The following is a 14,282-nucleotide window of genomic DNA, read 5'->3' as shown; positions in this document are numbered from 1 at the left end:
GCCGCTGAAACTAATTAGCCGACAGAACCAGCCCTAGAAGCGAAAAGAGGCTAGCCAGTGGCGACTCATCGGTCAGATTGAGACGTTAGGTTTGTTGGATCATCCCATCAACCAGAAGAAGCCTGGCCAGTTTTTCAGTGCATGCATCCAACCGATCTCTAGCGTTTACCTGCGCCAAGCTCTTTAGATATAGCTTTTGCCGTGTCTAGCAGATGCTCTGTATAGCTGAGTTGAGTTTTCGGGTTGTCGAGAATGGCTTCTGGCCCGGATAGATTGATTGCCGCAACCACCTTACCGCTGTGATCGTTTATGGCGCAGGCGATGGCGGTGGAGTAATCGGAGCGGTGCAATACCCAACCGTTTTCGCGGTCGCTGGCGAGCATGTTGATCAACTCAGGCAGTGTTTTCGGTGCGGGTGGCGGGTAGTCGTCCAAGCGCACGTGGCGGTATAGGTTATCGAGTTCGAGTTGCGACAAGTCACTGAGCAGCACGCGGCCCATCGCCGTGCAGTGGCAGGGCAGGCGCGAACCAATCGGGATGTTGACCGAGAGGCGTTGTGCGGCGAAGGCACGGTAGATATAGAGGCTATCCGTTTGCTCACGGATGCTTAAGTGGCAGGTCATAGAGGTGCGGTCGCGCAGGTTGTTCAGGTGCGGCATTGCGATTTCGACAATGTCACGGCTGGCTAAGTAACTGAAGCCGTTGCACATCACCTGAGGCCCAAGCTCGAAGGTGTTCTTGCTGATTTTGTTCAGGTAACCCATCTCTAACAACGTGTGCAGAATGCGATAGATCGCTGAGACGCTAAGGCCCAAGCGTTCTGCAATGTCGTTACTGCTCAGTTGGCGCTGCTGGCTGCTGAACATTTCCAGCACCATCAGGCCGCGTTGCAGGGCGGGTACGCGATAGTCAACGTCGCGCTCAATGTCGAGGTTCATAAGGGCTCATCCCTTCCATGATTTACCGACGTGTTTCACAACACGCCAGTTTCTGGCCTCAGTCGAGGAGGACTGCGATACCTGCTGGCTTACCACCAAACTCCAGCATGGCATCCAATACGGCGTCCCAGAAGTAACTCGCAGAAGCGCGATCGCAGAGGATGTGAAAACTAGGCAGCGCTGTAGCGTGATTATTGATGACGATCACGTTGATTCGCGCTGCCGACGTTTGCGCCACTGCACCCTGCGTGAAATTGCCATTGCGCAGGTCAACGCCACAGAGTTTGGCCATTACCGCGGCGCAGTGTTCGCCGGTGAGGAGCAGCCACGCGTGGCTGTCCTGACGAGGGAGCAAATAGTTTGCCTGTTCGCTCAATTGCCACTGCGCCTCCAAATCCGCCACCCGAGTGCCGGCATCGCGCAGGCTACCCAATACTAGGTACTCGGTTTGCGATAAGCGCGCGACCATGCTGCCGTCATCCTGCGCGTTGGCACGGTTAGGTGTTTCTGGCAGGTCGTAGCCTTTGCTGTGCAGAAAATCTGCAGTATCAGTGCCACGAAAACAGACGCGGGGCAAATTGCTGAGGTCGACCAGCGCACAGCGCGCTAATTGCATGTTTTCTGCAGCCTTGCTGTAGCGTGCGACGGCTACAGTGTCAGCAAGCGCTACCAGCGAAGCATCCTGATGCTTGGCGTATAGCGGGCTGCGTTCTTTGAAGGCTTCTGCTGTCAGGCTGTTCATGCTTACAACTCCTGGCGTTGATTAGCGGGGTCGAAGAAGGGCAGTTCGACAACGGTGGCGTGCACCATTGCCCCGCCTTCCACGCGGATCGGCAGATGGCTTCCGGGGATACTCTGGTTGGCGCCGGCATAGGCCAGGCCGATGATCTGGCCGAGGGATTCGCTGAACTCGCACGAGCTGACATTGCCTGTAATGTCATTGCCATCAAGTACCAGATGACCCTCCAGCGGTTGGCGACTGCCTTTTTCCAGGGTGAAACCCACCAATTTACGGTGCTGGGGTTGCTGCTCGAGAATCTCAACCGAGCGCTTACCAACGAAGAAAGGCTTGGTGCGGCTGATTGCCCAGGTCATGTCGATCTCGCCCGGGGTGGTCATGCCGTCGGTGTCTTGGCTGATGATCACATGGCCTTTCTCCAGGCGCAGCAAGCGTTGTGTCTCGACACCAAACGGACGGATGTCCTCCGTTGCGCCGGCCTCCATCAACACGTCCCAGAGGTATTCGCCGTAGCGCGCGGGAACGTGGATTTCAAAGCCCAGCTCGCCGACAAAGCCCACGCGCATCAGACGCGCCGGGATACCTGCAACCGTGCCCGTGCGCACGCCAAGATAGGGGAAGCCCTCTGGCGAGAGGTCAACATCGCTACACAGCTTTTGCAGCACGTTGCGTGACAAGGGGCCTGCCAGGTTGACGGCTGCCAGTGCCGCGGTGACGTTGGTCACATCGACATTCAGGCGCCACTGGGCATTCCACTTGAGCATCTGTTGGTAGATACGGTCGACACCGCTGGTGGTAGCGGTGACATAGAAATGGTTATCGGCGAAACGTGCGCACACACCGTCATCAATCACCACACCGTGCTCGTTGGTCATCAGTGCATAGCGCGAACGGCCAACGGGCTGCTTAAGGAACGCAAAGGTGTAGATGCGATTGAGGAACTCAGCAGCATCTGGCCCACGCACATCCAGCCCGCCCAGCGTCGATACGTCAATCAGGCCAACTTTGTTGCGCACATGTTTAGCTTCCGCCTGCATGCACTTATCGCGCTCTGCGCTAGCGCCGTAGTAGGCCGGACGCTGCCAGACGCCCGCCGGCATCATCTTCGCCCCAGCCGCCAAGTGGCGACGATGCATAGGCGTTTGACGGTAAGGGTCAAAGCCGCGACCCGCGACATGCGCCAGCTTTTCCGCAACGAAAGGCGGGCGAGCAGTGGTCACCCCGGTTTCGCTGATATTGCGTTGGGTCGATTGAGCGACTAAGCGGGCGGTCGGTAGGGCTGAATGGCGACCCTGCGACGGGCCCATGCCGACGGTTGAGAAACGCTTGACCAGCTGTACATCGCGGTAGCCGATTTTGGTGGCATTGATAATGTCGCGTACTTGCAGGTCTTCATCGAAGTCGACGAAGTCCTTGCCTTTAGGGTGGGCAAAGATAGGCCACGGGAAATTGACCTGCGCTTCCGCTTTCAGCTGGGCGCGGCCAGGGTCGTCGTTCAGGCCCAGTGCCGCGATGATATCGAGTGCGCAGTTCGTCGCATCAGCCAGCACGTTATCCAGTGCATGGCAGCCGTTGGCCGAACCGCTCACGTGGAGAATCTCCGGTAGGCCGCTGAGGGTGAACTCGGCCAGTTGATCGTCATACGCCAGCTTGCCGCCCGCCTGACACAACAGTTGGTAGACCGGCATATAACCGCCAGACATACACAGCAGGTCGCAACCGAGTGTCAGTGAATCACTGGCCACTTCGCCCTGACTGGTGATTTTGCGCAGATCGACGCCGCTGACATGACGCATGCCTTTTGTGTGCAGGGCCTCAAATACGGTGGTGCTCAAGTGGCAAGTAATGCCGCGCGTTTGCAGGAGCGTGAGCAGTTTCGGGTCAGCGGGCTGGGCACGCATGTCGACCAAGGCTGCTACTTCTACGCCTTGCTCGTGCAAGTCGAGAGCCGCCAGATAGCCGTCGTCGTTGCCGGTCAAAACGACTGCACGCTTGCCTGGCTTCACGGCATACAATTTCATCAGTCGTTGTGCCGCGCTGGTCAGCATCACGCCCGGCAGGTCATTGTTGCGGAAAATCACCGGCTGATCGAACGAGCCGCTGGCGACCAGGCATTGCTTGGCGCGCACTTTGTAAAGGCGCTTACCCTGAATCACCGGCAAGTAGTTGTCGGTGAACCAGGCGTTGCAGGTCGCTTTTTTCAGAATCTGGATATTGCAGTGGCCTTCAACTGCGGCGATCAGTTCCTGGCGCAGGTTTTCAGCACGCACGCCTTCGGCGTCGAAGCGGGCATAGGTCAGCGAGCCGCCGAGAATCGCCTGTTCTTCTACCAGCAGTACCTTGGCCCCGGCATTGGCAGCGGTCAGTGCGGCCTGCAAGCCTGCCGGGCCAGCGCCTACTACGGCGAGGTCGACGAACAGAAATTGTTTGTCGTAGTACTCAGGTTCGAATTTTAAGTCGAGCACACCGAGGCCGGCCTTTTTGCGAATGATCGGCTCCCAAACCTTCCACATGCCCTTTGGCTTATAGAAGGAGCGGTAGTAAAAGCCCACCGGCATAAACTTGGAAAACTTGCCCAGGTAGGCGTCGCGGTCGTTGTCCAGTGAACCGGACACATTCTGTGCGCTGACCTGCATGCCGGCTTCAACGTTAGTGATGTCGGCCAGAACATTAGGTTCGCTGGGCAGTTGCACCAGGGTGTTAGCGTCCTGTCCGGCTAGTGTCAGCGGGCCACGCGGGCGGTGGTACTTGAACGAGCGAGACATCAACCAGCGACCATTGGCGATCAGGGCACTGGCGATGCTGTCACCGTCCAGAGCGCTAAATGATTGACCGTCGAACTGAAAGTTGAGCGCCTGGTTACGGTCGATCAGCAGGCCCATAGGGGCGGGCAAACGGTTCGAAGAACTCATGCTGTGACTCCCTTGAGCGCGGTGCTATTGGTGTGAAAATCGATGCGCTGGTTGAATACTTCTTTCGGGTCGAAGGTGCGAATGATCTGGTCTGTCACGGTGTGACGCTCGGCCAGAAACCAGTAGCTCGAGGGTGTGTGCATCCACCATTCAGTCACTACGCCGGCAGCGTTATCGCTGTTGAACACATAGTCAGCCCACTCGATATCGCTGCAGGTAGCCGAATCGGGCATGGCTTTGAGTTCGCCGCCATAGGTGAATTCACTGATGTTGCGCGGCCCGTTGAGCGGGCAATTCATGATTTTCATTGTCCGGTCCTCAATGGCTGGCGGCGGTTGCGCCCATTTCGTTGACTTGCTGAAAGCGCGAGAAGCGTTCCAGGGCAAAAGGCTTGATCAAGTCAGGCACCTTGCCGCCGCTGGCAATCAGTTCAGCCATGGTCTTGCCGCAGATCGGCGTGGCCTTGAAGCCCCAAGTGCCCCAGCCCGCGTCGAGGTAATAGTTCTTCACTGGCGACAGCCCCATGATCGGGCTGTAGTCCGGCGTCATGTCGGTGATCCCGGCCCACTGACGCATCAGTTTGGCGTTGGCCAGGAATGGGAACATTTCGATGGCATGGGCCAGCAGACTTTCCTTGAGATCCAGGGTCGAGCGGCTGTTGTACAGCGGGTAGGGGTCGGAACCGCCGCCAAACACCACTTCGCCACGGCTGGTTTGCTGCACATAGCAGTGCAGTGCCGAGGAACTTACCAGGGGGTCAAGGAACGGCTTGAATGGCTGCGTAACCATGGCTTGTAATGGGAAGGTCTGGATCGGCGAGCGGATACCGGCCTTGGCCATCATCAGCGAGCTGTGCCCGGCGATGGCTTGTACCGCACAGCCGCACTTGATGGTGCCACGGTTGGTTTTAACCGCGGTAATAGCACCATTTTCGATGACCAGGTCTTGCACGTCGGTCAGTTGGTGGATTTCCACGCCGCGCTTGGCCGCCTGCTTGGCGTAGCCCCACGCCACGGCATCGTGACGCGCGGTGGCGCCGTCCATGTGCCATAGCCCGGCGAGTACTGGCAGGTGACCTGGGTCGAGATTGAGGCTCGGTACCAGTTCGCGAATTTGCTGGCGGTCGATCATTTCGGTGCGTCCACCGAAGTGCTTATTAACCTCGGCGCGCTGGCGGAATGCGCGCACGGTTGCATCCGTGTGGGCCAGGGTCAGCTGGCCGCGCTCGGAATACATGATGTTGAAGTCGAATTCGTTGGACAGGTTCTGGAACATCTCCACCGACTCGGCGTAGAAGCGCACGCCCTCGGAGGTGAGGTAGTTGGAGCGGATTACTGCGGTGTTCCGTGCAGTATTACCGCTGCCGAGGTAGGACTTTTCCAGCACGGCGATGTTAGTAATGCCGTGATATTTCGACAGGTAGTAGGCGATGGCCAGACCGTGGCCGCCAGCACCGATGATCACCACGTCGTAGGAGCTCTTCAGCTCTTTTGGCGCGGGAAGATCCACCTCAACCGGGTATTCGGAACTTAGGCCGTATTTCAGGAGATTGAAAGGCATGGTGCCTCCGCACGTGTGGAGTGGGTGGACAGGGCAGGTTGCTGCAATTGGGTTGCGCTGACGGTGTTCTTCATCAATAGCGCAATGGTCATTGGGCCTACACCGCCGGGAACCGGAGTGATGGCCGAGACCACGCTCAACGCGCTGTCGAAGTCGACGTCACCGACTAAGCGTGTTTTGCCACCTTCGTCGATCCGGTTGATGCCGACATCGATCACCACGCTCCCCGGTTTCAACCAACTGGCATCGAGCATGCGCGGGCGGCCGACGGCAGCGACCACAATGTCGGCCTGACGGCAGAGTTCACGGGCGTTGACGCTGCGTGAGTGGAGTACGGTAACGGTGCAGTTGGCCTGTAGCAGCAGTGCTGCCATCGGTTTACCGACGATGTTTGAACGCCCGACCACTACGGCGTGTTTGCCGTTCAAGTCACCGAGTGTGTCGTGCAACAGGTGCATGCAGCCGCTGGGTGTGCAGGGCGTAAGCACGTCACGGCCCTGGCTGAGGCCGCCGACGTTTTCACTGTGAAAGCCGTCAACGTCTTTCAGTGGATCAATGGCTTGCAGTACGCGGTTCTCGTCAATGTGCGCGGGCAGCGGAAGTTGCACGAGGATGCCGTTAATCGCTGGGTCCGCATTGAGGCCTGCGATCAGATCAAGCAGTTCGGCTTCTGTCGTGTCGACCGTTAGCTTGTGCTCGACTGAGCGAATGCCAGTCTCTTCAGCGCGCAGCACCTTGTTGCGTACATACACCTGGCTGGCCGGATCATGGCCGACCAGCACCACGGCCAGAGCCGGGTGCAGATCGTATTCCTTGAGGGCGCTGACAGCGTCGCGAACGTCGTTCAATACGCGGGCGGCGGCGGCTTTACCGTCGATGATGGTGACACTGGAAGGGCTGTTCACCGGAATATCACCGTACGGTCCTGGTTGAGGAAAACCCGGTGCTCGAGGTGATATTTCACCGCCTTGGACAGGGCCACGGTTTCGGTATCACGGCCGATGGCCACAAGGTCGTCGGGCAAATAAGCGTGATCAACGCGCTGCACTTCCTGCTCGATGATTGGACCTTCGTCGAGGTCGCTGGTGACGTAGTGGGCGGTGGCACCGATCAGTTTCACGCCTCGTGTATACGCCTGGTGGTAAGGCTTGGCGCCTTTGAAACCAGGTAGGAAGGAGTGGTGGATGTTGATCGCGCGACCGGAGAGCTGCTTGCACAGGTCGTTTGAGAGGATCTGCATGTAGCGGGCGAGCACCACCAGCTGGGTCTGGGTCTCGTCGACGATCTTCATCAGCGCAGCTTCCTGCTCGGCCTTGGTGTCCTTGGTCACTGGCAGGTAGATGAAGCGGATGCCCTCACGTTCGGCCATTGGGCGTAGGTCGAGGTGGTTGGAGACAATCGCGGTGATCTGCATGTCGATTTCGCCTTTCTGGTGGCGATACAGCAAATCTGTCAGGCAATGGTCGAACTTGCTCACCATCAACAACACGCGCATCGGCTGTGAGGTGTTACTCAGTGACCATTCCATATCAAAGCGTGCGGCTACATCAGCGAAGCCTTGTTCAATCTCGGCGATGTCGCCCTCTATACCCTGGTTAAAGCGGAACACGGCACGCATGAAAAAGCGGTTGCTGATGTCATCATCAAACTGCGCCATCTCGCCGATGTAGCAACCTTTATCCGCTAGATAGGTCGTCACTGCCGCGACAATACCGGAGGCCGCCGGGCAGCTGATCTTAATAATGAAGTGGCTGTTGGCGTGTTGCATGTCATGTCCTCGATAGGGGGCGGCAGCTGATTTCAAAGCGTAAATACGTGGGTGAAAGTATTTTTTATAGGTGAATGCTTTTAACTGGAAGGAATATAAATTTCCCTTGGCGCTTTTATATGCGAAGTAATCCTGCTGGTCTAGCGTTTTGTGAAAATTTATATCCTGCCAGGAAACTTTGCCGGTGCTGGTCTAGCCAGTGAGGCTGTTCAGGGCATCAAAGGTGGGGTGCACGAGATCGAGGGTGAGAAGAGCATTTTGCAGCGGGGGTATCAGAGGTCAGAGGCGTCGAAGGAGGAGGTAGCTCAGCGCTTATAGGGATAAGCGCCATGAGCCTGCGATGCAGCCTTTGTAGATTGTGTAATGCAGTCACAGCCGAATGGCTCATGAATCCTTACTGTAGTTCATGATCGAGAGCAGGCGGATTGGGACGTGCAGCAATTGCTCGGGTCCGTGCGGGACTTCGCCCTCAAAAGTCAGGCTGTCCCCAGCCTGCATATGATAGAGCTGATTACCGTGACGGTAGACCAACTCACCTTCCAGCAGGTGCAGGAATTCGGTGCCGGGGTGGGCGAAGGTGGGGAACTCCTCACTGGCGTCATCCATGCTCACCATATAGGCCTCGAAGTTCTTCTTCGGCCCTCGCGTATGGTTAAGCAGCCGATAGGTATGACCCTTCTCTGTGCCACGGCGGACTACTTCAAGGCCTTCACCGGCTTTTACCAGCAGCGCACTGCCGTCAGGCTGGTCGTACTGGCTGAAGAGTTTTGACATCGGCATGCCGAGCACGTCGCAAAGCCGGCTGAGAATCTCCAGGCTGGTCGACACCTGGGCATTTTCAATTTTACTCAGCATGCCCTGACTGATGTTGGCGATGCGCGCCACATCCGCCAGCTTCAGCTCCTGCTCCTGGCGCTGCCGTTTGATCTGCATGCCCAAGTATTGCTCCAGCCTAAGGCGGGGTTGGGTGTCATTCGACATAGAGCGATATTCCTGCACAATTTAGGTTCAAGAAATTTAATTTTGCACAAGGAAAGTGCGAGCTAGGCATCTCAGTCTTCGGCCACCCCCCAAGCTTTCCCTCTGGGAAACGTATATTCCCATATAAACAGAAGGCTGACCGCTCCTCAGTGTTTTTTTAGTGGCCGACGCATTCTGGCAAGGTGATTGCATTCCTGTAGGGAAATAAAGTTTCCCTCATGGAATTAGCATACCGATATGAGCCTGACCTCCTCGAATCAACTGCTTCTCGCAGTAACAGCCTTCTCCCGGTTTTTAGCGGTTCGGGCATTTCAAAGTGCCCACGTTTACCTGCCGCTCTTTAACTGCTTTGCCTCTAAATTAGGAGTGAAATCTCATGTTGCCATCTGAAACGCAGCGGCTCATTGATCAGCACGGCATCAAGTATGTGCTGGCCCAGTTCGTCGATATCCATGGTGCAGCGAAGACCAAGTCTGTCCCCGTTTCCGGCCTCATGACTGTGGCTGAAGAAGGGGCCGGTTTTGCGGGCTTTGCTATCTGTGGCATGGGGATGGAGCCTCATGGCCCGGACTTTATGGCGCGTGGCGACCTGTCCACATTAACCCCTGTCCCTTGGCAGCCTGGTTATGGTCGCGTGGTGTGCGTGGGTCATGTCGAAGGCAAGCCGCATCCGTATGACAGCCGCTACGTACTGCAACAACAAGTCGCGCGTTTGAGCGATAAAGGCTGGACCTTGAATACCGGGCTTGAGCCCGAGTTCAGCCTGTTCCGCCGTGACGTCGACGGCAAGCTGCAGCTGGTTGATGGTTCAGATAATTTGGACAAGCCTTGCTACGACTATAAAGGCCTGTCGCGCTCTCGCGAGTTTCTGGAGCGTTTGACCGAGGCGCTGCAGCCGGTAGGTTTCGATATTTATCAAATTGATCATGAAGACGCCAACGGCCAGTTCGAGATCAATTACACCTACAGCGATGCCTTGGAGTCGGCTGACCGCTTCACCTTCTTCCGCATGGCCGCCGGCGAGATCGCCAACGATATGGGCATGATTTGCTCGTTCATGCCCAAACCGGACCCTAAGCGCGCCGGTAACGGCATGCACTTCCATCTGTCGATCAGCAGCGACACGAACAAAAATATGTTCCATGACGCCAGCGATCCAAGTGGCATGGGCTTATCGAAAATGGCCTACCACTTCGCTGCAGGTCTCCTGGCACATGGGCCGGCGTTGTGTGCCTTTGCTGCACCAACGGTTAATTCTTACAAGCGTTTGGTGGTCGGCAATTCACTGTCCGGCGCTACGTGGGCACCTGCATTTATCGCCTTCGGCTCCAACAACCGCTCGGCCATGGTGCGCGTGCCCTACGGTCGACTTGAGTTCCGCTTACCAGATGCAGGCTGTAACCCTTACCTGGTGACAGCCGCAATCATCGCCGCCGGTTTGGACGGCATCGACCGCAAGCTAGAAATCGACAATGTCTGCAACGAGAACCTCTACAAGCTCAGCCTTGAGGAGATTGCTGCCCGCGGTATTAAAACGCTGCCGCAGTCACTTAAGGAAGCCTGTGACGCACTGGAAGCTGACCCGCTGTTTCGCGAAGTTCTGGGCCCCGGGATTGTTGATGAGTTCATCAAGCTAAAGCGCATGGAATGGGTGGAGTACAGCCGTCACGTTTCTGATTGGGAACTGAAGCGCTACACCGAATTTTTCTGATCATTTGATCTATTAACTGTTTTCGACGGCCTGCGAAATGGGTGGGCCGTCTTCTGCCGTGGAGTTTTGACTATGTGTGGAATTGTTGGTCTTTACCTGAAAAATCCGGCGCTCGAGTCTCAGTTGGGTGCGTTGTTCGAGCCGATGCTCGAGGCGATGACTGATCGTGGCCCCGACAGTGCCGGCTTCGCCATTTATGGTGATGAGGTCCCTGACGGCTGGGTCAAGCTGACCTTGCAAGCCACCACTGAAGACTATGATTTCAAGGCGCTGGTTGCAGCTCTAGAAGGCACGTTAGGTGCAGCGCTGGATTGGTTCCAGAACGCCAGCGCCATCGTACTGAAAATCAAGGCTGGAGAAGCCACCGTGCGCGCTGCCTTGGCTGAGCTGGCGCCAACGATACGCATCATGAGCGCGGGTAAAAGCATTGAGATCCTCAAGGGCATGGGCCTGCCGAAGGAAATCTCCGAGCGCTTCGGTCTTAAAAATATGCAGGGCAGCCACATCATTGGTCACACCCGTATGGCCACTGAGAGTGCGGTGACCATGGAAGGCAGCCACCCGTTCTCTACCGGTGCCGACCTGTGCCTGGTGCATAACGGCTCGCTGTCCAACCACTTCCGTTTGCGTCAGGAACTGCGCCGCGAAGGCATCAACTTCGACACCGAAAACGATACCGAAGTCGCTGCCGGTTATCTGGCCTGGCGCCTGCAGCAGGGCGACTCGTTGAAGACCGCGCTGGACAGCTCCCTTGAAGCACTGGACGGTTTCTTCACCTTCGCCATCGGCACTCGCAACGGCTTTGCCGTGATCCGCGATCCGATTGCCTGCAAGCCGGCGATCCTCGCCGAAACCGATGACTACGTGGCCATGGCCTCGGAGTATCAGGCGCTGTCCAGCCTGCCAGGCATCGAGAACGCCAAAGTATGGGAACCCATTCCCGCCACCATGTACATCTGGGAACGCGCGCCGGCTTAAGGAGCTCACACATGAAAACTATCGATCTATCCAACGCCACCGTGCGTGACCTCAATCAGGCCCTGCACGATCAGGTCAAGCAACTCGAAGAGCGCGAGTGGGTGGTCACTCATCCCAATGGCGCGCACAACCTAGCGGTGGGCGTCAATGAAGCGGTGTCCGTCGATATCCAAGGACATGCCGGCTATTACTGCGCAGGCATGAACCAGAAAGCCTCGATCACCGTGCATGGCAACGTCGGCGTAGGCTGCGCCGAGAACATGATGTCTGGTTACGTTCGTGTTAAAGGCAGCGCTTCGCAAGCGGCCGGTGCTACCGCTCACGGCGGTCTGCTGGTTATCGAGGGCGATGCCGGTGCGCGTTGCGGCATCTCCATGAAAGGCGTCGACATCGTCGTCGGCGGCAGCATCGGCCACATGAGCTGCTTTATGGGTCAGGCCGGCCGTTTAGTGGTCTGCGGTGACGCCGGCGATGCGCTGGGCGATTCGCTGTACGAGACACGTATCTACGTTAAGGGCACGGTTGAATCCTTGGGTTCGGACTGCATCGCCAAAGAGATGCGTGCCGAGCATATCGAGGAGCTACAGGCGCTGCTTGATCGTGCCGGTTTCAACCAAAAAGCGGCGGACTTTAAGCGCTATGGCTCAGCCCGTCAGCTGTACAACTTCAAAGTCGATAACGCCTCCGCGTACTGATCCAGGAGCAAGAACATGAGCGTCCAAATTACCCAGAAAGCAGCCCCACCCGTGCTGCGCGAGTCCGCGACTTTCGACCGCCTGACGATCCAGGAAATTCAGCGTGCTGCCGAAACCGGCATCTACGACATCCGGGGTGGTGGCACCAAGCGTAAGCTGCCGCACTTCGATGACCTGCTGCTGCTCGGCGCCAGCGTGTCGCGCTATCCGCTTGAAGGCTACCGCGAGAAGTGCGGCACCGATGTAATTCTCGGCAACCGCTTTGCCAAGAAGCCGCTGCACCTGAAGATCCCGGTAACCATCGCCGGTATGAGCTTCGGCGCACTGTCGGCCAACGCCAAAGAAGCCCTGGGCCGCGGCGCTAGCATCGCCGGTACCAGCACCACCACCGGTGACGGCGGCATGACCCCGGAAGAGCGCGGTCAGTCGCAGCACCTGGTGTATCAGTACCTGCCATCGCGCTACGGTATGAATCCGGATGACCTGCGCAAGGCCGATGCCATCGAGATCGTCCTCGGTCAGGGCGCCAAGCCGGGCGGCGGCGGCATGCTGCTGGGCATGAAAGTCACTGAGCGTGTAGCCGGCATGCGTACCTTGCCGATTGGCGTTGATCAGCGCAGCGCCTGCCGTCATCCCGACTGGACCGGCCCGGATGACCTGGCGATCAAGATCGCCGAGATCCGCGAGATCACCGATTGGGAAAAACCGATTTACGTGAAGATCGGCGCTAGCCGCCCGTACTACGACGTCAAGCTGGCCGTTAAGGCCGGTGCTGATGTGATCGTCCTCGACGGCATGCAGGGCGGTACTGCGGCGACCCAGGAAGTGTTCATTGAGCACGTCGGTATTCCTATCCTGCCGGCCATCCCACAGGCGGTGCAGGCTCTACAGGAAATGGGCATGCACCGTAAGGTGCAGCTGATTGTCTCCGGCGGCATCCGCAACGGTGCCGACGTGGCCAAGGCCATGGCCTTAGGTGCTGATGCTGTAGCCATCGGTACAGCGGCGTTGATCGCCCTGGGCGACAACCATCCGCGTTTGGACGAGGAGTTGAAGAAGATCGGCTCGGCTGCCGGTTTCTATGACGACTGGCAGAACGGTCGTGACCCAGCGGGTATCACCACCCAGGACCCGGAGCTGTCTAAGCGTCTGGATCCGATCGAGGGCGGTCGTCGCCTGGCTAACTACCTGCGCGTGCTGGTGCTGGAAGCCCAGACCATGGCTCGCGCCTGCGGCAAGTCGCACCTGCACAACCTCGATCCTGAGGATCTGGTTGCGTTAACCGTAGAGTCTGCGGCGATGGCCCGTGTCCCGTTGGCGGGTACCAGCTGGATTCCGGGTAAGGGTTACTAGCCGCTGATCTGCAGTGTTAGGCCGATTCGCAGTGTGCCAACACCGCTGCGATCGATTATCAAAAGGGCCCGCTTCGGTGGGCCTTTTTTTGCATAGCGATTATTTCGCTGAGCGAGGTGCATGAAGCTCTGCTCACTGCGTGATCCCGTTTTATATAAAGGAGCTTATATGACTACTTATGGTGCATGGATGGTCTTGCTGGCGGCCGGCGTTTGCGAGGTGATGTACGCCGCAGCAATCCCGCGAACTGAAGGCTTCACCCGCCTGTGGCCCAGCCTTTACTGCGGGCTATTCATCGTTATCAGTCTGTACCTGCTGTCGCTCGCGGTGCGCACCCTGCCGGTAGGAACAGCCTATGCGGTATGGGTTGGCATCGGTGCATTGGGTACGGCGATCTATGGCATCGCGGTGCTCAATGAGCCTGCCCAGTTGGCGCGTTTGGGCTGTTTGGGCCTGATCATCGCGGGTGTGGTGGGGCTCAAGCTCGTCAGCACGACAACGGTGGTCTGAACAACCTAATGCAATAGCCGCCGGCTGCGGGTCGTGCATAGCGCATGGCCCGCAGCCGGTTTCGCCTTTGCGTCACTGGAGTGCAGTTGTGAAAAATTGGCCATTATTCTGGCCCTGAAGGTGGGCGTGAACGCCGT

Annotated in this window: 13 protein-coding genes; 5 read left to right on the top strand and 8 right to left on the bottom strand. The window is 57.6% G+C overall.

Annotated elements, in window-relative coordinates; all coding sequences use genetic code 11:
• Positions 1-158 precede the first annotated feature (158 nt).
• The 8 genes from BMZ32_RS12530 to BMZ32_RS12495 all read right to left on the bottom strand — a co-directional run bounded on the left by BMZ32_RS12530 (position 159) and on the right by BMZ32_RS12495 (position 8,898).
• Positions 159-938, bottom strand: a complete 780-nt coding sequence (locus BMZ32_RS12530; protein ID WP_090242469.1) for an IclR family transcriptional regulator — start codon at positions 936-938, stop codon at positions 159-161.
• 58 nt (positions 939-996) lie between these two features.
• Positions 997-1,554, bottom strand: coding sequence for a sarcosine oxidase subunit gamma (locus BMZ32_RS12525; protein ID WP_244153985.1), 558 nt, complete (start codon positions 1,552-1,554; stop codon positions 997-999).
• A gap of 128 nt (positions 1,555-1,682) precedes the next feature.
• On the bottom strand, positions 1,683-4,589 hold the full coding sequence (locus BMZ32_RS12520; RefSeq protein ID WP_090242465.1) for a 2Fe-2S iron-sulfur cluster-binding protein: 2,907 nt from the start codon (positions 4,587-4,589) through the stop codon (positions 1,683-1,685).
• Positions 4,586-4,897: a sarcosine oxidase subunit delta gene (locus BMZ32_RS12515; protein WP_090242463.1), complete on the bottom strand. Its 312-nt coding sequence runs from the start codon at positions 4,895-4,897 to the stop codon at positions 4,586-4,588. The genes BMZ32_RS12520 and BMZ32_RS12515 overlap by 4 nt, the downstream gene beginning before the upstream one ends.
• Positions 4,898-4,907: 10 nt before the next feature.
• Entirely contained in the window at positions 4,908-6,149 is a 1,242-nt protein-coding gene (locus tag BMZ32_RS12510; RefSeq protein WP_090242461.1) for an FAD-dependent oxidoreductase, read from the bottom strand.
• Positions 6,131-7,054 (bottom strand): bifunctional methylenetetrahydrofolate dehydrogenase/methenyltetrahydrofolate cyclohydrolase FolD, encoded by a 924-nt coding sequence (gene folD, locus BMZ32_RS12505; RefSeq protein WP_090242460.1) that lies wholly within the window; start codon positions 7,052-7,054, stop codon positions 6,131-6,133. Before folD ends, BMZ32_RS12510 begins: the two co-directional genes overlap by 19 nt.
• A complete protein-coding gene (gene purU, locus BMZ32_RS12500) occupies positions 7,051-7,917 on the bottom strand; it encodes a formyltetrahydrofolate deformylase (RefSeq protein ID WP_090242458.1) in 867 nt (288 codons plus the stop codon). Before purU ends, folD begins: the two co-directional genes overlap by 4 nt.
• Before the next feature lie 384 nt (positions 7,918-8,301).
• Positions 8,302-8,898, bottom strand: a complete 597-nt coding sequence (locus BMZ32_RS12495) for a helix-turn-helix domain-containing protein (protein ID WP_090242456.1) — start codon at positions 8,896-8,898, stop codon at positions 8,302-8,304.
• A gap of 376 nt (positions 8,899-9,274) precedes the next feature.
• Here BMZ32_RS12495 and glnT point away from each other — a divergent pair, with 376 nt between their 5' ends.
• The 5 genes from glnT to BMZ32_RS12470 all read left to right on the top strand — a co-directional run bounded on the left by glnT (position 9,275) and on the right by BMZ32_RS12470 (position 14,145).
• Positions 9,275-10,609 (top strand): type III glutamate--ammonia ligase, encoded by a 1,335-nt coding sequence (glnT, locus tag BMZ32_RS12490; RefSeq protein ID WP_090242455.1) that lies wholly within the window; start codon positions 9,275-9,277, stop codon positions 10,607-10,609.
• 72 nt (positions 10,610-10,681) lie between these two features.
• Positions 10,682-11,587: a class II glutamine amidotransferase gene (locus tag BMZ32_RS12485; RefSeq protein ID WP_090242454.1), complete on the top strand. Its 906-nt coding sequence runs from the start codon at positions 10,682-10,684 to the stop codon at positions 11,585-11,587.
• Positions 11,588-11,598: 11 nt separating this feature from the next.
• Complete coding sequence (locus BMZ32_RS12480; protein WP_090242453.1) at positions 11,599-12,282, top strand: GltB/FmdC/FwdC-like GXGXG domain-containing protein; 684 nt, start codon at positions 11,599-11,601, stop codon at positions 12,280-12,282.
• 15 nt (positions 12,283-12,297) lie between these two features.
• On the top strand, positions 12,298-13,635 hold the full coding sequence (locus BMZ32_RS12475) for an FMN-binding glutamate synthase family protein (RefSeq protein ID WP_090242452.1): 1,338 nt from the start codon (positions 12,298-12,300) through the stop codon (positions 13,633-13,635).
• Between the two features lie 168 nt (positions 13,636-13,803).
• Positions 13,804-14,145: a DMT family transporter gene (locus BMZ32_RS12470; RefSeq protein ID WP_090242450.1), complete on the top strand. Its 342-nt coding sequence runs from the start codon at positions 13,804-13,806 to the stop codon at positions 14,143-14,145.
• Positions 14,146-14,282: the final 137 nt, after the last annotated feature.

The organism is Pseudomonas guineae (genome assembly GCF_900113745.1).
In the GTDB taxonomy this organism is placed as follows: Bacteria; Pseudomonadota; Gammaproteobacteria; order Pseudomonadales; family Pseudomonadaceae; genus Aquipseudomonas; species Aquipseudomonas guineae.
The sequence above is the reverse complement of the archived record's forward strand: the minus strand, read 5'-3'. Positions and strand labels throughout refer to the sequence as shown.